The sequence below is a fragment of the Streptomyces sp. NRRL B-3229 genome (genome assembly GCF_000719505.1).
Taxonomy (GTDB): domain Bacteria; phylum Actinomycetota; class Actinomycetes; order Streptomycetales; family Streptomycetaceae; genus Streptomyces; species Streptomyces griseorubiginosus.
Genome location: NZ_JOGP01000002.1, coordinates 412430 through 429480 on the forward strand (window position 1 = coordinate 412430; position 17051 = coordinate 429480).

The following is a 17051-nucleotide window of genomic DNA, read 5'->3' on the forward strand; positions in this document are numbered from 1 at the left end:
TCTTCCCGCACAGGACGAGGGGGCGCCGACCCCTGTACGGCGCCCCCGGTCCTGGGCCGTCCTGCTACTGCACCTGCTGGTACGACTTGTCCGTGTCGGAGTCGTAGATCAGCTTGCCGTTCCTGTCGTAGCCCTTGACGTGCGGGTTCCTGATGACCTGTTCGTTCAGGGTGCCCCCGGCGACGAACCAGCCGTGGTCGAGGACGGCCTGACTGCCGGAGTCGCCGTAGGAGACGGTCACCTTGGCCACCGTGGGTTCGACCGTGCCGATGAGGCCCCAGCCGAACGGCAGCTTCCAGTGGCCCTTGTCGAGGAAGGACTGCTGGTAGAGCTTGCCGCTGTTGATGTCGGCCAGCACGGGCGGGGAGTCCGGCAGGCGGTCGCTGCCGGTGCTGATGTTGGCGCCGACGGCTTTGCCGTCCTTGAGGTTGCACATCAGCCGTGTCTGCGTCGGCTGTTCCTTCACGGCGACCACCCAGATGCCGTCACCGGGCGCGTTGGAGTCACCGGTGCTGTTCAGCGCCAGGATGATCCGGTACTCCTGGGCCTTGCCGAGGTCCGGGCTGTGTGACCCCGCCTCCGTGGTCTCCCGGTTGTACGCGAGGCACTTGTCCAGCCCGTCCACGGCCTGCTCCAGCGTGATCCCGTCCCGCAGCTGTCCCGCCGTCGCCGGTCCCGCCGGTCCCGTGTGGGTCGGGGACGGCGTGGGGGAGGGCGTGGACGCGGCCGTGGGGCTCGCGGACGCCGCGGCGGGTGTCGACTGCTCCGCCGCCGCTCCCGAGCCGTCCAGCGTGATCGCCGCCACCGGCACCGCGGCCAGCGTCACCAGGGCCGCCCCGGCCAGCACCAGCCGCCGGCGCCGCTCGGCCACGCCCTGGCGGCGGATCTGCGGGTAAGGCACCGACGAGGGCCGGATCGTGTAGGCGTCCTCGCTGAGCAGCTCCCGCAGTTGCTCCTCGAAGTCCCGCTCCCCTTCGCTCATCTCGCTCATCTCGTGCCTCCCTGCGGGGCGCGGTCCACGACCTGCGCGAGCCCCGGATACGTACGCAACTTCGCCAGTCCCTTGGAAGCCTGGCTCTTGACCGTGCCCTGCGAGCAGCCGAGCACCTCGGCGACCTCCGCCTCCGACAGGTCCTCCCAGTAGCGCATGACGACCACGGCCCGCTGCCGGGGCGGCAGTTGGGCCAGAGCGGCCATCAGCGCCCCGCGTTCGTCGACCCGGGCCACGGCCTCCTCCCGGCCCGCCCGCTCCGGTGGCGCGTCCGTCAGCGACTCCTTGACCCGCCGCTTGCGGAAGCGGTCGCTGTTGCACGTGACGAGCATCCGCCGGACGTACGCCTCCGGGTTGTCGCTGCCCGACACGCGCCGCCAGGAGCGGTACGCCTTCGCCAGCGCCGTCTGCGTCAGATCCTCGGCATGGTGTGCGTCGCCGGTGAGCAGATACGCGGTCCGCACGAGGTGCGACCATCTCGCTCTGACGAATTCCTGGAACCGATCCTCTTGTTCGGCCTGCATCAAGCACCCTCCCTCGCCCCTCAGACCACAAGGCGAGCGGATTCGGTTGCCTGTGCGACGGCGGCGGGTTCGAATGTCTCCATGAACGGGTGGGACGAACAGGCGCCGGGCGTCCTCCGGTTGCCGTCGGGGCGTCTGGTGCGGGGCCGTGGCCTGCGGTACCCGCTGGATCAGGCCGCGCCGACCCCGTCGTACGGCGTCTATCTGCTCGGCGGGACACCTCCCGAGCTCCCCTGGGAGTCGCTCTGGCTGCGCTGGCCGGACTTCCGGCTGCCCGCGGACCGTGCGGAGGCTCGCGCGGTGCTCACCGAGGTCTGGCGGCGGGCGGCCGGCGAGCGGGTGGAGCTCGCGTGCGGGGGAGGCAGGGGCCGCACCGGAACGGCCCTCGCATGTCTGGCGGTCCTGGACGGGGTGCCCGCCGCGGAGGCCGTGGCGTACGTCCGGTCGCACTACGACCGGCGGGCGGTGGAGACCCCGTGGCAGCGCCGGTACGTGCGACGCTTCTGAACGCTCTTCGACGCTTCCGGAGCCGTCAGCCCAGGGCGCCGGCGACCACCGCGGCCGCGTCCGCGACCAGGGCGTCGTCCCGTACGGCGTCCGGCTCGGGCATCGTCGACAGGACGGACAGGACGATCGGGTCGCCCTTCTCGGTCCACACGACACCCACGTCGTTCGCGGTGCCGTAGGAGCCGCTGCCCGTCTTGTCGGCGATCGTCCACGACGCAGGCAGACCCGCGTGGAAGCGGTCGACGCTGGTCGTGTTGGACAGCAGCCAGTGCGTGAGCAGCCGCCGGTCCCGTCGGTCCAGGGCGTCGCCGAGAACCAGCCGGCCGTAGGTGCGGCCGATGGCGTACGGGCTCGTCGTGTCCGTCAGCCGCCACGGCTCGGCGGTGTTGAGCTCGGGCTCCCAGCGGTCCAGGCGGGTCGTCCGGTCGCCGAGGGAGCGGGCGAAGCGGGTGATCGCGGTGGGGCCGCCGAGCTCGCGCAGGAGGAGGTTGCCGGCCGTGTTGTCGCTGTGGGTGATGGCCACCTCGGCGAGCTCGGCGATCGTCATGCCCTCGGCGAGATGGGCCGCCGTCTGGTCGGAGCCAGGCTGCACCAGGTCGGCCTCGGTGTAGTGGATCCGGCGGGCGAGCACCTCCCCGTGCCGGTCCAGGTCGCGCAGGACGGCCGCGGCGGCGAGGGTCTTGAACAGCGAGCACATCGGGAAGAGCTCGTCGGCGCGGAAGCGGACGGACCGCCCGGTCGACAGGCGGTGGGCGAAGACGCCGAGCCGGGCGTCGTAGCGCTGCTCCAGTGCGCGCAGACGGGCGGCGACGTCGTCGGCGGCACGGGCGGCCGGCGTGGTCGCGGTGGTCAGGAACGTGGCTGTACCGGCGGCCAGGAGCGTGCGGCGGGACAGCTTTCCGGAGCCCAAGATCTCGCTCTCCTTCGTATGGGGACAGATGTCGATCTCTCTCATGACCGACGCCGACCGCCATCCCTTGGTTGCACGGCCCCGAACCCTCAGCGGCAGTAGGTGTCCCGGGACGGGCGCACCCCCGTGGCCAGGAAACGGGACACCGTCGCGTCGCCGCACGAGGTGCCGTTGCCGAGGTAGGCGTCATGGCCGGTGGAGTCGTTGACGACCATCACGGCCCGCCGGCCGAGGGCCTCGCGGAGCCTCAGGGCGCCGCTGAGCGGGGTGGCGGGATCCCGTTCGTTCTGCACCATCAGGATGTTGGCGGGGCCCCGGTCGGTGACGTGCACCGGTGCCTCCTTCGGCTCCCACGGCCAGGCGGTGCACGGCATGGCGTTCCTCGGCATGCCCCCGGTCAGCGGGAACGCGGCACGGCTCCTCGCCACGTCCCGGCGGTAGGCGGCCGGGTCGCTCGGCCAGTCGACGTCGTTGCAGATGGTGGCCGCGGCGACGGCGGTGACGTTCTGGAGGACGGCCTCGGGCGGCCCGGCGGGGGCGGCCGGCAGCGTGCCCTGGCGTGCGGCGCGGATCAGCCGGGCCAGCGCCGGGTAGTCGTCCGGGTCGTAGAAGGAGTCGAGCATCGTCTGGCGCAGGACGTTGCCGTTCAGCTCCTCCGGGTTGGCGCCCGGCCAGGGGATCGGCTCGCGGTCGAGACGGGCGGCGAGCTCCAGGAACAGGGGGCGCACCTCGGCGGCCGTGTCGGCGAGGCGGTCCGGATTGCCGGGCGCGGAGGCCCACTTGGCGAACTCCGGGAAGTTGTCCTCGGCGCCCCGCTCGAACGCGGCGAGCCAGGCGCGCTCCGCGAGCACGGGGTCCGGGTTGTCGTTGCTGTCCAGGACGACCCGGTCGGTGCGGTGCGGGAACAGCTGGAGGTAGGCGTCGGCGACATAGGTGCCGTACGACACGCCCCACAGCGACACCTCGCGCTCGCCGAGCGCCACCCGGACGCGGTCGAGGTCGCGTGCCTCGTTGAGGGTGCTGATGTGCCGGATCAGTTCGCCGCCGTTGCGGGCGCAGGCCCCGGCCAGGCGCTTGCCCGCGGCCATGTTCGCGTCGACGGAGCCGTCCGCCGCGGGCCAGGGCAGCAGGGTCGTCCGGGCCAGGTCCCGGTGTTCGAGACCGCAGTCGACGGCGGTCGAGGGTGCCATCCCGCGGGGTGCGAACCCGATGAGGTCATAGGCCTCGCGGACCTTCTTCGGCAGTCGCTGCCCCTTCTCGGAGGGGTCGTTCATGCTGTCGCCGCCGGGTCCGCCGGGGACCAGCAGCAGGGCACCGCGCCGGGCGGCCGGCTTCTCGCTGGGGATGCGGGAGACGGCGATCTCGATCTTCGGGCCGTTCGGGTCGGCGTAGTCCATGGGCACGGCGACAGTCGCGCACCGCTGGCGCGAATCGAGGCCGCTGCCCTCGCACTTGGTCCATTCCAGCGCCAGGGGCCCGGGGGCCGCCGAGGCGGACAGCGGGGCCATGACACCGAGCACGACACCGGAGGCGGCGGCGATCAGGGTGAGGCTCTTCGCCACCGGCTGCATCCGCGTCCTCTGCGTCCTCTGAGTCCTGTGCGTCCTCTGCTTCATCTGCTTCATACGAGGAGCCTCGCGGACCGCGCGTCGGCGCCCCATCCGGTCAACTCCCGGGTTCTCCGGGGGGTTTACCCCCGGTCGCGTGGAAGGTCGGCGATCCGCCGCGGGATATTCGGCCGGGGTTTTCGAAAAGCCTGCTCGAACACGGTGGCGCAGGCAAATAATCCGACCGTGAGAAAGGAGGAGTGAAACCCGAAAAGGCGGGGGAGTTCCGTGTAATCGGAGTCTGGAGGTAATCGGTGGCGAAAATGCCCGTGGGTTCGTACGTCGTGGACACCCGGACCGGGAAGGTCGGCGTCGTGATGGGGCACGAGGGGCCGTACGTCCAGCTCAGACCGTACGGCGGCGGCAGGGAATGGGACGCGGCGCCGGACGCGGTGCGGGAAGCCACCTCGGTCGAGCAGCCCACGGTCACCGCACCGGCCACTCCGGAATCCGCCCCTCGTAAAGGCGGGGAATCCGGGGGACACAGGTCACCGGGATCCCCTTCTCGAGTGCCTCGCACAGATCCGCGAGCATGAGATCCCTGGGCGGTCGCAGCACGCGCTGCTCGGGGTCGCCGAACGAGATTTTCCCCATTTCCACGATCGCGACGGCCTGGCGGATCAGGAGGTGAACTCGGCCGAGCCGGCGCGTCAGGTCTGGGAGCCGTTGTACCCGACCGCGGCCGGCAGGGTTCCGGGTGGGCGAGAATGGGGGCATGCATCTGTTCCGCGACGACGCCATCGCGCTGCGCACCCGGACGCCGGCTGAGGCGGACCGGATCGGCGCCCACGGGGGTGGGCGATGAGTCTCTTCCGGGACGACGGGATCGTCCTGCGCACCCAGAAGCTCGGGGAAGCGGACCGGATCATCACCCTCCTCACCCGGGGGCACGGGCGGGTGCGGGCCGTGGCCCGCGGGGTGCGGCGCACCAAGTCCAAGTTCGGCGCCCGGCTCGAACCCTTCTCCCACGTCGACGTGCAGTTCTTCGCGCGCGGGAGCGAGCTGGTGGGCCGCGGGCTGCCGCTGTGCACCCAGAGCGAGACCATCGCGCCGTACGGCGGCGGGATCGTCTCCGACTACGCCCGGTACACCGCCGGGACGGCCATGCTGGAGACCGCCGAGCGCTTCACCGACCACGAGGGCGAGCCCGCCGTCCAGCAGTACCTGCTGCTCGTGGGGGCCCTCAGGACCCTCGCCCGGGGTGAGCACGCCCCGCACCTCGTCCTCGACGCCTTCCTGCTGCGCTCGCTCGCGGTGAACGGCTACGCACCCAGCTTCAGCGACTGCGCGAAGTGCGGGATGTCCGGCCCGAACCGCTTCTTCTCGGTGGCCGCCGGAGGCTCCGTCTGCGTGGACTGCCGGGTGCCCGGCAGCGTCGTACCCTCACCACAGACCCTGGAACTCCTCGCCGCGCTGCTTACGGGAGACTGGGAGACCGCGGACACGAGCGAACCGCGGTACGTCCGGGAGGGCAGCGGCCTGGTGTCCGCCTACCTGCACTGGCATCTGGAGCGCGGGCTGAGATCCCTGCGCTACGTAGAGAAGCAACCCTGAGAGGGAGACGAGAACCACCATGGTCGTACGCGGGATCCTCGGTCGTCAGCGCCGCGAGTACCGGACGCCGGAACCGCACCCGTCCGGCGCCCGGGCGCCCAAGCTCCCCGGTGAGCTGATCCCCGAGCACGTGGCGATCGTCATGGACGGCAACGGCCGCTGGGCGAAGGAGCGCGGGCTGCCCCGCACCGAGGGGCACAAGGTCGGCGCCGAGCGGGTCCTCGACGTGCTCCAGGGCGCGATCGAGGCCGGGGTGAAGAACATCTCGCTCTACGCCTTCTCCACCGAGAACTGGAAGCGCTCACCCGACGAAGTCCGCTTCCTGATGAACTTCAACCGCGACTTCATCCGCAAGACCCGCGACCAGCTAGACGAGCTCGGTATCCGGGTGCGCTGGGTGGGCCGGATGCCCAAGCTGTGGAAGTCGGTCGCCAAGGAACTCCAGGTCGCCCAGGAGCAGACCAAGGACAACGACAGGCTGACCCTGTACTTCTGCATGAACTACGGCGGCCGCGCCGAGATCGCCGATGCCGCGCAGGCCCTCGCCGAGGACGTGAAGGCGGGCCGGCTCGACCCGTCCAAGGTCACCGAGAAGACCCTCGCGAAGTACCTGTACTACCCGGACATGCCCGACGTGGACCTGTTCCTGCGGCCCAGCGGCGAGCAGCGCACCTCCAACTACCTGCTCTGGCAGAGCGCCTACGCCGAGATGGTCTTCCAGGACGTCCTGTGGCCCGACTTCGACCGCCGCGACCTGTGGCGGGCGTGTGTCGAGTTCGCCTCCCGGGACCGCCGCTTCGGCGGGGCCGTCCCGAACGAGGAACTGCTCGCCATGGAGGAAGCGATGAAGGGCGACCCGGAGGCCTGAGCCTCCGACCCGCCCTTCACCGACTACGAAGGACTCAGCTGGTCGTCACCGCCGTGTCGTCGATCACGAAGCTCGTCTGGAGCGAGGAGTCCTCGACCCCGGTGAACTTCAGCGTCACCGTCTGACCGGCGAAGGCCGCCAGGCTGAAGGACTTCTGGACGTAACCGCTGGCCGCGTTGAGGTTCGAGTACGTGGCCAGGGTCGTCGACCCGGCGGTCACCGTCAGCTTGTCGTACTGCGTGCTGGTGGTGGTCTCCGCCGTGTCGATGTGCAGGTAGAAGGTGAACGTGGTCCCGGTGCAGCCGCTCGGGACCGTCACCGACTGGGAGAGCGTGTCGGTGTGGGTGGAGCCGTAGCCGTCCAGCCACGCCTTGTAGGAGCCGGTGCGGGCGGCCTGGCCGCTGGCGTTGGTGATCACTCCGCTGGACGCGGTCCAGGTGGTGTTGCCCGACTCGAAGCCCTGGTTTCCGAGCAGCTGCGTCGAGGTGCAGCTGCCGCCGCCGGACGAGTTCACGGTCCAGGTGAAGGACGCCGTGCCCGTCGCCCCCGTGCTGTCCGTCACCGTGACCGTGGTGCTGTAGGTCCCGGCCGTGGTGGGAGTGCCGGTGATCGCGCCGGTCGAGCTGCTGATCGACAGACCGGCGGGCAGACCGGAGGCCGCGTAGCTCAGTGCGCCGCTGTTGGTGCTGCTCGCGCTGATCTGGAGGCTCACGGCCGTCCCGACCGTGCTGGTCTGGCTGCCCGGGTTGGTCACCGTCACGCCGGTCGACGGCACGGTGATGTGGCTGCCGACGTTGATGCCCGCGAAGGCGTTGCCGACCCCGGCGTACTGCGTGGAGCTGGTGCCGTACAGGGCGGCGGCCGCGTTCAGGGCGGCGGTGCGGGCGCCGGCGTAGTTGGTGCTGGACGTCATGTACGTCGTCAGCGCCTTGTACCAGATCTGGAGGGCCGCGGCCCGGCCGATCCCGGCGACGGCGACCCCGTCGGAGGTCGTGCTGTTGTAGGTCACGCCGTTGATGGTCTTGGTGCCGCTGCCCTCGGAGAGCAGATAGAACATGTGGTTGGCGGGCCCGGACGAGTAGTGCACGTCGAGGTTGCCGACCCCCGAGTACCAGCTGTCCGCCGAACTGCCGTCCTTGCTCGGCTTGTCCATGTAGCGCAGCGGGGTGCCGTCGCCGTTGATGTCGATCTTCTCGCCGATGAGGTAGTCACCGACGTCGGTGGAGTTGTTGGCGTAGAACTCCACGCCGGTGCCGAAGATGTCGGAGGTGGCTTCGTTCAACCCGCCCGACTCACCGGTGTAGTTGAGCCCCGCCGTGTTGGAGGTGACGCCGTGGCTCATCTCGTGCCCGGCCACGTCCAGCGAGGTCAGCGCGTGGGTGCTGCTGGTGCCGTCGCCGTACGTCATGCAGAAGCAGGAGTCGTCCCAGAAGGCGTTGACGTACGCCGAGCTGTAGTGGACGCGGCTGTAGGCGGCGACCCCGTCGTTCTTGATGCCGCTGCGGCCGAAGGTGTTCTTGTAGAAGTCCCAGGTCTCCTGGGCGCCGTAGTGGGCGTCCACACCGGCGGTCTGGGTGTTGGAGCCGGAGCCCGTGCCCCAGACGTCGTCGGCGTCGGTCATCAGAGTGCCGGTGCCCGAGGTGCCGTTGTTGAGGCTGTACGTCTTGTGGCCGCCGCGGGTGGTGTCGTACAGCTGGTACGTCGAACCGGACAGCGTGGTGCTCAGGGGGACCGTGCCGCTGTACTGGCTGTTGCCGGTGCCGGTCTCGATGCCCTCGTAGCGGGAGAGTTCGGCGCCGGTCGTGGCGTCGGTGATGACGTGCAGCTTGCTGGGTGTGCCGTCGTCCTGGAAGCCGGAGACCACCGTCTCCCAGGCGAGCTTCGGGGTGCCCGAGCCGGCCCAGATCACCTTGCGGGCGCTCTGCGCGGCGGGGCTCTCGGCCTTGAGCGCCTTGGCGGTCTTCAGCGCCTTGGACTCGGCGGCCGCCTTGCCGAAGGCGGCGGTCGTGGACTTCACCGAGACGGTACGACGGTTGTTGTTGAAGGTCGCGCCGAGTGTGCCCGCGGCCAGGGAGGCCGGGGGTGTGTGCACGACCAGGTCGCCGCCGAGGACGGGCACGCCGTCGTAGGTGCGCTCGTAACGGGTGTGCAGGGTGCCGTCGTTGTCCTTGACGACGTCCTTGACGACCAGTTTCTCCTTGGCGCCGAGGCCGAGGGAGTCGGCGGTCGCCTCGGCCCTCCCGGACGCGCTCTTGATCAGGGCCGTGCGCTGGGCCGGGGAGAGCTTGGCCTCCAGGCTCCCGGTGCGCAGCGGGCTCGGGTGGGGGGAGGCGGGCCCCGCGGCGGCGGGCACCGTCTGGATGCCTACGGCGAGGAGGGACGCGGCGGCCACCAGGGACGCGGCGACGGCTGATCTTCGTGGGGAGGGTCTCACTCGTACTCCTACTGCGACGACGGGGTGGAGGTGCCGTGCGGGAACTGCGTGAGAGCTGGAGGGAGCGTGGCACGGTTGTCCGGGTCATGTCATGCAAAGGAGCGCGAGCCAAGGGTTATCCCTCGGCTCTGCTGTGAGTTTCCTGTCGGTCAGTCCTGGGCGGTGGCCGCGCAGTCCGCGCAGGTGCCGAAGATCTCCACGGTGTGCGCCACATTGACGTAGCCGTGCTCGGCGGCGATCGCGTCGGCCCACTTCTCGACGGCCGGGCCCTCCACCTCCACGGCCTTGCCGCAGACCCGGCAGACCAGGTGGTGATGGTGGTCGCCGGAGGAGCAGCGGCGGTACACGGACTCGCCGTCCGAGGTGCGCAGGACGTCGACCTCGCCCGCGTCGGCGAGGTTCTGGAGGGTGCGGTAGACCGTGGTCAGACCGACCGCGTCGCCCTTGTGCTTGAGCATGTCGTGCAGTTCCTGCGCGCTGCGGAACTCGTCGACCTCGTCGAGGGCCGCCGCCACGGCGGCCCGCTGCCGGGTGGCGCGGCCCTTCACGGGCGGTCCAGCGGTCGTCACGGGTTCCTCCTTCGTTCGGCGCCTGCCGGGCCATTGTGCCAGCCCGGCCTGTGCCCGGTCAGACTCCGGCCGTGCCCTCCGGTGCCCGAGTGGCCGGAATCGCACACTCGGCGGGGTCCCCGGCCGGCTGCCGGGCGGCCACCGCGCGGGCGCGGCGCCGGGCCAGCGGGGTGGCGAGGGCGGTGAGCAGGATGAACGCGGCGATGGTGAGCAGCACGATCGTCGCACCGGGCGGCACGTCCTGGTAGTACGAGGTGACGGTGCCGCCGATCGTCACCGTCACCCCGATCGCCACCGCGATCGCGAAGGTGGCCGCGAAGCTCCGGCTGAGCTGCTGCGCCGCCGCCACCGGCACCACCATCAGCGCGCTGACCAGCAGCAGTCCGACCACACGCATGGCGACGGTCACCGTCACCGCGGCCGTCACCGCCGTCAGCAGGTTGAGCGCGCGCACCGGCAGACCGGTGACACGGGCGAACTCCTCGTCCTGGCTGACCGCGAAGAGCTGCCGGCGCAGGCCGAGGGTGACGAGCACGACGAACGCGGCCAGAGCGCAGATCGCGGTGACGTCGGACTCCGAGACCGTCGACAGCGAACCGAACAGGTACGACGTCAGGTTGGCGTTGGAGCCGCCGGGCGCGAGGTTGATGAACATCACGCCGCCGGCCATGCCGCCGTAGAAGAGCATCGCGAGGGCGATGTCGCCCCGGGTCTTTCCGTACCAGCGGATCAGCTCCATGAGGACCGCGCCGAGCACCGAGACCAGGGTCGCCATCCACACCGGTGACCAGGACAGCAGGAAGCCGAGGCCGACGCCGGTCATCGCGACATGGCCGATGCCGTCGCCCATGAGGGCCTGGCGGCGCTGGACCAGGTAGATGCCGACCGCGGGGGCGGTGATGCCGACCAGGACGGCGGCGAGCAGGGCCCGCTGCATGAAGGCGTAGTCGAGGAGGTCCATCAGCTCAGCAGTCCTGTGCGCATCGGCTCGTGCTCGGGGGAGTGGGGGTGGACGTGGTCGTGTCCGGGCAGGGCGTGCTGACCGACCGCGCGCGGGGGAGGGCCGTCGTGCAGGACGCAGCCGTCCCGCAGCACGACCGCGCGGTCGATCAGCGGCTCCAGGGGGCCGAGTTCGTGCAGCACGAGCAGGACCGTGGCGCCTTGGGCCACCTGCTCCTTCAGCGTCCGCGCCAGCACCTCCTGGCTCGCCAGGTCCACGCCCGCCATCGGCTCGTCCATGATCAGGAGTTCGGGTTCGGCGGCGAGGGCACGGGCGATCAGGACGCGCTGGTGCTGGCCGCCGGACAGGGCGTTGACCGAGTCCTTCGCGCGGTCCGCCATGCCGACCAGCTCCAGGGCCCGCCGTACGGCCTCGTGGTCGGCCTTGCGGAGCATCCCGAACCGGGCGCGGGAGAGCCGCCCGGAGGAGACGATCTCGGTGACGGTCGCGGGGACCCCGCCGGCGGCCGTGGTGCGCTGCGGGACGTACCCGACCCGGGCCCAGTCGCGGAACCAGCCGCGCGGGGTGCCGAAGATCTCGATCTCCCCGGCCGCCGTGGGGACCTGGCCGATGATCGTGCGGATCGCGGTCGACTTGCCGGAGCCGTTGGCCCCGAGCAGCGCGACGACCTCACCGCGCTGCACGGTGAGGTCGATGCCGCGCAGGACGGGCCGCGAGCCCAGGTCGGCGCGGACTCCGCGCAGAGAGATGACGGGCTCGGTCATGCCGTCCTCCGGTGTCATTTCGCTCCCAGGGCGCTCTGGAGGGCCTTGAGGTTGGCCTCCTGGACGGCGAAGTAGTCCTTGCCGCGGGACTTGGCGGTGATGCCCTCGATCGGGTCGAGGACATCGGTCCTGAGCCCGGCGTCGGAGGCGATGGTCTTCGCGGTCCTGTCGCTGACGAGCGTCTCGTAGAACACGGTGGTGACGCCGTCGGCCTTCGCCATCGTCTCAAGGTCCTTGACGCGGTTGGCGCTGGGCTCCGACTCGGGGTCCAGGCCGTTGATGGCCTCCTCGGTGAGGCCGTAGCGCTCGGCGAGGTAGCCGAAGGCGGCGTGGGTGGTGATGAAGACCTTGGAGTCGGTGTGCGCGAGGCCGTCCTTGAACCGGGTGTTCAGGGCGTCGAGCTTCTTCACCAGGGCCGCGGTGTTGGCCTTGTAGTCGGCCGCGTGGTCCGGGTCGGCCTTCTCGAAGGCGGCGCCCACTCCCTGGGCGACCTGGGCGTACCTCACCGGGTCGAGCCAGATGTGGGGGTCCTTGCCGCCTGATTCCTCGCCGTGCTCGTCGTCGTGCTCGGCCGCGTGGCCGCCGACCTCGTTGCCGTGCTCCTCCAGGGAGGTCAGCGTGGTCGCGTCGATCTTGGTCTTGATCCCGGACTGGGCGACCGCGTCGTCGACGGAGGGCTGGAGGTTCTTCAGGTAGAGCACCGCGTCGGACTCCTGGAGCTGCGCGGTCTGCTTGGCGCTGATCTCCAGGTCGTGCGGCTCCTGGCCGGGCTGGGTCAGGCTGGTGACGTGCACGTGGTCCCCGCCTATCTGCTCGGCGAGGAAGGCCATCGGGTAGAAGGACGCGACGACGTCGAACCTGCCGGTGTTCCCCGCGGCGGCGCTGTCGGTGGAGCACGCGGAGAGGGCGGCGAGGGCACCGGCGGCGGCGACCGCGGGTATGAGGCGTCGTACGTTCATGACAGTCATTTTCATCAAATATGGAAACGGTTGTCAACAAAGCCCGGGTCCCGAACCGATTTGATACCGGGGGTGGCCACGCCGGTAACCTGAGGCATTCGCTGCCGTCCATTCGTCATGAAGAGAGCACCGTGGCCGCCGACAAGATCGACACCATCGTCAGCCTGAGCAAGCGCCGGGGCTTCGTTTTCCCCTGTAGTGAGATCTACGGCGGCCAGCGCGCCGCCTGGGACTACGGACCGCTGGGTGTCGAGCTGAAGGAGAACCTGAAGCGTCAGTGGTGGCGCTACATGGTGACGTCCCGTGAGGACGTGGTCGGTCTCGACTCGTCCGTGATCCTGGCCCCCGAGGTCTGGGTCGCCTCCGGTCACGTGGCCACCTTCTCCGACCCGCTGACCGAGTGCACCTCCTGCCACAAGCGGTTCCGTGCGGACCACCTGGAAGAGGCGTACGAGGCCAAGCACAAGCGCGCCCCGGAGAACGGCCTGGCGGACGTGAACTGCCCCAACTGCGGCAACAAGGGCCAGTTCACCGAGCCCAAGCAGTTCTCGGGCCTGCTCTCGACCCACCTCGGCCCGACCCAGGACACCGGCTCCATCGCCTACCTGCGTCCCGAGACCGCACAGGGAATCTTCACCAACTTCGCCCAGGTGCAGACCGCTTCGCGCAAGAAGCCGCCGTTCGGCATCGCGCAGATGGGCAAGTCCTTCCGCAACGAGATCACGCCCGGCAACTTCATCTTCCGCACCCGCGAGTTCGAGCAGATGGAGATGGAGTTCTTCGTCAAGCCGGGCGAGGACGAGAAGTGGCAGGAGTACTGGATGGAGCAGCGCTGGAACTGGTACACCGGCCTGGGCCTGCGCGAGGAGAACATGCGGTGGTACGAGCACCCGAAGGAGAAGCTCTCCCACTACTCCAAGCGCACCGCCGACATCGAGTACCGCTTCCAGTTCGGCGGCAGCGAGTGGGGTGAGCTGGAGGGTGTGGCCAACCGCACCGACTACGACCTCAGCGCCCACTCCAAGGCCTCCGGCCAGGACCTCGTCTACTACGACCAGGAGGCCGGCGAGCGCTGGACGCCGTACGTCATCGAGCCGGCGGCCGGTGTCGGCCGCTCGATGCTGGCGTTCCTGCTCGACGCCTACGTCGAGGACGAGGCCCCCAACGCCAAGGGTAAGCTGGAGAAGCGCACCGTGCTGCGCCTCGACCACCGTCTCGCCCCGGTGAAGGTCGCGGTGCTCCCGCTGTCCCGCAACGCCGAGCTGTCCCCGAAGGCCAAGGGTCTCGCCCAGGCGCTGCGCCAGAACTGGAACATCGAGTTCGACGACGCCGGCGCGATCGGCCGCCGCTACCGCCGTCAGGACGAGATCGGCACGCCGTACTGCGTGACGGTCGACTTCGACACCCTCGACGACAACGCTGTGACGGTCCGCGAGCGTGACTCCATGAAGCAGGAGCGCGTCTCCCTCGACCAGATCGAGGGCTACCTGGCGAGCCGCCTGGTCGGCTGCTAGTCGCTCCGTCTTCCTCGGCCCCCGACGCAGGCCCTTCCGGGCTCGTGTCGGGGGCCGTTTTTCTATGTGACGGGTGACAGCTGACAGATATTGAAATCTGTCAGCTGTCATGTCAGAGTGGAGGGCATGACGATACGCACCCGAACCCTCGGAACCACCGGCCCCCAGGTCTCCGCCCTCGGCCTCGGCTGCATGGGCATGTCGCCCATGTACGGCGACGTGGACCGCAAGGAGTCGATCGCCACGATCCACGCCGCCCTGGAGGCGGGCGTGACCCTGCTCGACACCGGCGACTTCTACGCCATGGGCCACAACGAGATGCTGGTCGGCGAGGCCCTGCGCGCCGCCCCCGCCGCCCGCCGCGAACAGGCCCTGCTGAGCGTGAAGTTCGGTGCGCTGCGCGGCCCGGGCGGTGAGTGGACGGGCTACGACGGCCGCCCGGCCGCCGTGAAGAACTTCGCCGCCTACTCCCTCCAGCGCCTCGGCGTCGACCACATCGACGTCTACCGCATCGCCCGGCTCGACCCGGACGTCCCGATCGAGGAGACGGTCGGCGCGATCGCCGAACTGATCGAGCAGGGCTACGTCCGGCACGTGGGCCTCAGCGAGGTCGGCGCCGAGACCATCCGCAGGGCCGCCGCCACCGCACCCGTCTCCGACCTCCAGATCGAGTACGCGCTGATCTCGCGCGGCATCGAGGAGGAGGTCCTGCCGACCACCCGTGAACTGGGCATCTCCATCACCGCCTACGGCGTCCTGTCCCGCGGCCTCATCTCCGGCCACTTCTCCGCCGACCGGCAGCTGGCCGCGAACGACTTCCGGGCCCACTCGCCCCGTTTCCAGGACGGCAACCTCCAGCACAACCTGAACCTCGTCGAGGCGCTCCGGAAGATCGCCGAGCAGAAGGGCGTCACCGTGGCACAGATCGCCATCGCCTGGGTGCTGGCGCAGGGCGAGGACATCGTGCCGCTCGTCGGCGCCCGCACCCGGGAGCGGCTCACTGAGTCGCTGGGCGCCCTGGACGTCGTACTGGACGCCGACGACCTGCGCGCGATCGAGGACGCCGTGCCGGCCGACGCGGCGGCGGGCGATCGCTATCCGGCCGCGCAGATGACCCACCTGGGCAGCAAGTAGCGAACACCGTGCCAGGTACGGTCTAGGACATGGCACCGACCACCGAGACCCTGACCGCGGAGCGCATCCTCGAAGCCACCGAGGAGGTGCTGCGCCGGCACGGGCCCGCCAAGGCCACCGTGGTCGACGTGGCCCGCGCGCTCGGCGTCAGCCACGGCAGCGTCTACCGCCACTTCCGCACCAAGGCGGCGCTGCGGGCAGCGGTGATCAAGCGCTGGCTGGACCGTACCTCCGTGTCCCTCGCCGGCATCGCCGCCGACGAGGACCGGACACCGGAGACCCGGCTGCGCGACTGGCTCGCCGCCCTCTTCGAGGCCAAGCGCCGCAAGGCGGGCGACGACCCCGAACTGTTCGCCACCTACATGGTGCTGACCAGGGAGGCCGGCTCGGTGGTCGACGAGCACATCGCCGACCTCACCGGCCAGCTCACGGGGATCATCGAGGCGGGCGCGGCCTCCGGTGTCTTCGCGGGGGACCCGGCGACGCAGGCCCGTGCCGTCTTCCAGGCCACCGGCCGCTTCCACGACCCCGCGTACTTCACCGAATGGGAGCGGCCGGAGGCCGACGGCGACTTCTCGGCGCTGGTGGAGCTTTTGCTGAGGGGCCTGCGGACGGACTAGACGGACGGACCGGGCTTACGGCCCAGGCGGACGGACCGGGCTTACGGCCCAGGCGGACGGGCCAGGCGTACGGGCCAGGTGTACGGACTAGAGTGTGCCGCCCGGCCGAAGAGAAGCCGGCTCGGCCGGAGTGCAGCCGGTCCGGCCGAGGAGAAGGCGCCGGCCGATGTGACGCCAGCCGGGCCGAGAAGAAGCCGCCCGGCCGAAGAGAAGGCGAGCGAGCCGATGTCCTCCACCATCCGCAGGGCCGTCATTCCCGCCGCCGGCCTCGGCTCCCGGCTGCTGCCGCTCACCAAGGCGACGCCGAAGGAGATGCTCCCGGTCGGCGACAAGCCGGTCATCGAGCACACCGTGCGCGAGCTGGTGGACTCCGGCATCACCGACATCACCATCGTCGTCTCCGGCGGCAAGTCCCTGATCCAGGACCACTTCCGCCCCAACCCCGCCCTGGTCGAGCAGCTGCGCGCCGACGGCAAGAGCGCCTACGCGGACGCCGTCGAGGAGATCGCCGAGCTGGCCCGCCGCGGCCACATCACCTACCTCGACCAGCAGGGCCCCTACGGCAACGGCACCCCCGTCCTCAACGCCGCCCGCTCCTTCGGCGACGAGCCCGTCCTGGTGCTGTGGCCGGACGACGTGTTCGTGGCCGAGGTGCCGCGCGCCCAGCAGCTGATCCGGGCCTACGAGCAGACCGGCTGCCCGGTGCTCGCCCTGATGCCGATGGACCCCGTCCAGTCCCGGCGCTACGGCGTCCCGGTCGTCCAGGAGGACCTCGGCGGCGGCACCCTGCGCATCACCGGTCTGGTCGAGAAGCCGGACCCGGCCGCCGCGCCCTCGTCGTACGCGGCCATCGGCGGCTATGTCATTACCCCGGGCATCGTCGACGAACTGCGCGAGCGCACCCGCCGCTGGTACGAGCACCGCACCGGCGAGATCTACCTGACCGACGCCGTCAACGCCTACGCGGCGACCCGGGCGGTCTACGGCCAGGTCATCCAGGGCCGCTGGTACGACACCGGCAACCCGGCCGACTACCTCGTGGCCCAGATGGCCCACGCCCTCGCCCACCCCGAGTACGGCCCCCTGCTGCGCGGCCTGGTCGGCGAACTGGACACCTCCGAGGGCGCCTGAGGAC

The 17051-nt window shown here is 70.5% G+C and carries 17 protein-coding genes; 8 read left to right on the top strand and 9 right to left on the bottom strand.

Going from position 1 to position 17051, the window contains the following annotated elements:
• Window positions 1–64 precede the first annotated feature (64 nt).
• Together IF54_RS43215 and IF54_RS0104815 are read right to left on the bottom strand one after the other, a co-directional pair.
• The gene (locus tag IF54_RS43215) at window positions 65–991 is read right to left on the bottom strand and encodes a hypothetical protein (protein ID WP_030314814.1); all 927 of its coding nucleotides are present in this window, start codon (window positions 989–991) and stop codon (window positions 65–67) included.
• Entirely contained in the window at window positions 988–1515 is a 528-nt protein-coding gene (locus IF54_RS0104815) for a SigE family RNA polymerase sigma factor (RefSeq protein ID WP_030314817.1), read from the bottom strand. Before IF54_RS0104815 ends, IF54_RS43215 begins: the two co-directional genes overlap by 4 nt.
• A gap of 81 nt (window positions 1516–1596) precedes the next feature.
• Between IF54_RS0104815 and IF54_RS0104820 the strand changes: the two genes are divergently transcribed.
• A complete protein-coding gene (locus IF54_RS0104820; protein WP_030314818.1) occupies window positions 1597–2022 on the top strand; it encodes a protein-tyrosine phosphatase family protein in 426 nt (141 codons plus the stop codon).
• A gap of 25 nt (window positions 2023–2047) precedes the next feature.
• On the opposite strand, the gene bla is transcribed toward IF54_RS0104820, so the two are convergent.
• The gene (bla, locus tag IF54_RS0104825; protein ID WP_030314820.1) at window positions 2048–2977 is read right to left on the bottom strand and encodes a class A beta-lactamase; all 930 of its coding nucleotides are present in this window, start codon (window positions 2975–2977) and stop codon (window positions 2048–2050) included.
• Window positions 2978–3021: 44 nt separating this feature from the next.
• The gene (locus IF54_RS0104830; protein WP_030314822.1) at window positions 3022–4503 is read right to left on the bottom strand and encodes an alpha/beta hydrolase; all 1482 of its coding nucleotides are present in this window, start codon (window positions 4501–4503) and stop codon (window positions 3022–3024) included.
• A gap of 299 nt (window positions 4504–4802) precedes the next feature.
• On the opposite strand from IF54_RS0104830, the gene IF54_RS43220 reads away from it, so the two are divergent.
• The 3 genes from IF54_RS43220 to IF54_RS0104845 all read left to right on the top strand — a co-directional run bounded on the left by IF54_RS43220 (window position 4803) and on the right by IF54_RS0104845 (window position 6961).
• A complete protein-coding gene (locus IF54_RS43220) occupies window positions 4803–5075 on the top strand; it encodes a hypothetical protein (RefSeq protein WP_078851880.1) in 273 nt (90 codons plus the stop codon).
• Between the two features lie 265 nt (window positions 5076–5340).
• Window positions 5341–6093: a DNA repair protein RecO gene (gene recO, locus IF54_RS0104840; RefSeq protein WP_030314823.1), complete on the top strand. Its 753-nt coding sequence runs from the start codon at window positions 5341–5343 to the stop codon at window positions 6091–6093.
• A gap of 19 nt (window positions 6094–6112) precedes the next feature.
• Window positions 6113–6961 carry an isoprenyl transferase gene (locus IF54_RS0104845; RefSeq protein WP_030314824.1) on the top strand — a complete coding sequence of 283 codons (849 nt, stop codon included), beginning with the start codon at window positions 6113–6115 and terminating at the stop codon, window positions 6959–6961.
• 34 nt (window positions 6962–6995) lie between these two features.
• On the opposite strand, the gene IF54_RS0104850 is transcribed toward IF54_RS0104845, so the two are convergent.
• From IF54_RS0104850 to IF54_RS0104870, 5 genes are all read right to left on the bottom strand, one after another.
• Complete coding sequence (locus IF54_RS0104850) at window positions 6996–9395, bottom strand: M4 family metallopeptidase (RefSeq protein ID WP_030314825.1); 2400 nt, start codon at window positions 9393–9395, stop codon at window positions 6996–6998.
• 149 nt (window positions 9396–9544) lie between these two features.
• The gene (locus IF54_RS0104855; RefSeq protein WP_030314826.1) at window positions 9545–9964 is read right to left on the bottom strand and encodes a Fur family transcriptional regulator; all 420 of its coding nucleotides are present in this window, start codon (window positions 9962–9964) and stop codon (window positions 9545–9547) included.
• 58 nt (window positions 9965–10022) lie between these two features.
• Window positions 10023–10925 carry a metal ABC transporter permease gene (locus IF54_RS0104860; RefSeq protein WP_030314827.1) on the bottom strand — a complete coding sequence of 301 codons (903 nt, stop codon included), beginning with the start codon at window positions 10923–10925 and terminating at the stop codon, window positions 10023–10025.
• Entirely contained in the window at window positions 10925–11707 is a 783-nt protein-coding gene (locus IF54_RS0104865) for a metal ABC transporter ATP-binding protein (protein ID WP_030314830.1), read from the bottom strand. Before IF54_RS0104865 ends, IF54_RS0104860 begins: the two co-directional genes overlap by 1 nt.
• Window positions 11704–12648, bottom strand: coding sequence for a metal ABC transporter substrate-binding protein (locus tag IF54_RS0104870; RefSeq protein WP_030314832.1), 945 nt, complete (start codon window positions 12646–12648; stop codon window positions 11704–11706). The genes IF54_RS0104865 and IF54_RS0104870 overlap by 4 nt, the downstream gene beginning before the upstream one ends.
• Before the next feature lie 131 nt (window positions 12649–12779).
• On the opposite strand from IF54_RS0104870, the gene IF54_RS0104875 reads away from it, so the two are divergent.
• The 4 genes from IF54_RS0104875 to IF54_RS0104890 all read left to right on the top strand — a co-directional run bounded on the left by IF54_RS0104875 (window position 12780) and on the right by IF54_RS0104890 (window position 17047).
• The gene (locus IF54_RS0104875) at window positions 12780–14162 is read left to right on the top strand and encodes a glycine--tRNA ligase (RefSeq protein ID WP_030314834.1); all 1383 of its coding nucleotides are present in this window, start codon (window positions 12780–12782) and stop codon (window positions 14160–14162) included.
• A gap of 126 nt (window positions 14163–14288) precedes the next feature.
• Window positions 14289–15296, top strand: coding sequence for an aldo/keto reductase (locus tag IF54_RS0104880; protein ID WP_030314836.1), 1008 nt, complete (start codon window positions 14289–14291; stop codon window positions 15294–15296).
• Window positions 15297–15325: 29 nt separating this feature from the next.
• Window positions 15326–15916 (top strand): TetR family transcriptional regulator, encoded by a 591-nt coding sequence (locus tag IF54_RS0104885; RefSeq protein ID WP_030314838.1) that lies wholly within the window; start codon window positions 15326–15328, stop codon window positions 15914–15916.
• A 225-nt stretch (window positions 15917–16141) separates the two neighbouring features.
• A complete protein-coding gene (locus IF54_RS0104890; protein ID WP_030314840.1) occupies window positions 16142–17047 on the top strand; it encodes a UTP--glucose-1-phosphate uridylyltransferase in 906 nt (301 codons plus the stop codon).
• Window positions 17048–17051: the final 4 nt, after the last annotated feature.

What these genes read in the sequence shown, in the direction of transcription:
- IF54_RS0104870 (WP_030314832.1), bottom strand. Translation starts at nt 12,648, where the DNA reads ATGAACGTACGACGCCTCATACCCGCGGTCGCCGCCGCCGGTGCCCTC.
- IF54_RS0104845 (WP_030314824.1), top strand. Translation starts at nt 6,113, where the DNA reads ATGGTCGTACGCGGGATCCTCGGTCGTCAGCGCCGCGAGTACCGGACG.
- IF54_RS0104815 (WP_030314817.1), bottom strand. Translation starts at nt 1,515, where the DNA reads ATGCAGGCCGAACAAGAGGATCGGTTCCAGGAATTCGTCAGAGCGAGA.
- IF54_RS43215 (WP_030314814.1), bottom strand. Translation starts at nt 991, where the DNA reads ATGAGCGAGATGAGCGAAGGGGAGCGGGACTTCGAGGAGCAACTGCGG.
- IF54_RS0104885 (WP_030314838.1), top strand. Translation starts at nt 15,326, where the DNA reads ATGGCACCGACCACCGAGACCCTGACCGCGGAGCGCATCCTCGAAGCC.
- bla (WP_030314820.1), bottom strand. Translation starts at nt 2,977, where the DNA reads ATGAGAGAGATCGACATCTGTCCCCATACGAAGGAGAGCGAGATCTTG.
- IF54_RS43220 (WP_078851880.1), top strand. Translation starts at nt 4,803, where the DNA reads ATGCCCGTGGGTTCGTACGTCGTGGACACCCGGACCGGGAAGGTCGGC.
- IF54_RS0104880 (WP_030314836.1), top strand. Translation starts at nt 14,289, where the DNA reads ATGACGATACGCACCCGAACCCTCGGAACCACCGGCCCCCAGGTCTCC.
- IF54_RS0104820 (WP_030314818.1), top strand. Translation starts at nt 1,597, where the DNA reads ATGAACGGGTGGGACGAACAGGCGCCGGGCGTCCTCCGGTTGCCGTCG.
- IF54_RS0104830 (WP_030314822.1), bottom strand. Translation starts at nt 4,503, where the DNA reads ATGCAGCCGGTGGCGAAGAGCCTCACCCTGATCGCCGCCGCCTCCGGT.
- IF54_RS0104860 (WP_030314827.1), bottom strand. Translation starts at nt 10,925, where the DNA reads ATGGACCTCCTCGACTACGCCTTCATGCAGCGGGCCCTGCTCGCCGCC.
- IF54_RS0104890 (WP_030314840.1), top strand. Translation starts at nt 16,142, where the DNA reads ATGTCCTCCACCATCCGCAGGGCCGTCATTCCCGCCGCCGGCCTCGGC.
- recO (WP_030314823.1), top strand. Translation starts at nt 5,341, where the DNA reads ATGAGTCTCTTCCGGGACGACGGGATCGTCCTGCGCACCCAGAAGCTC.
- IF54_RS0104865 (WP_030314830.1), bottom strand. Translation starts at nt 11,707, where the DNA reads ATGACACCGGAGGACGGCATGACCGAGCCCGTCATCTCTCTGCGCGGA.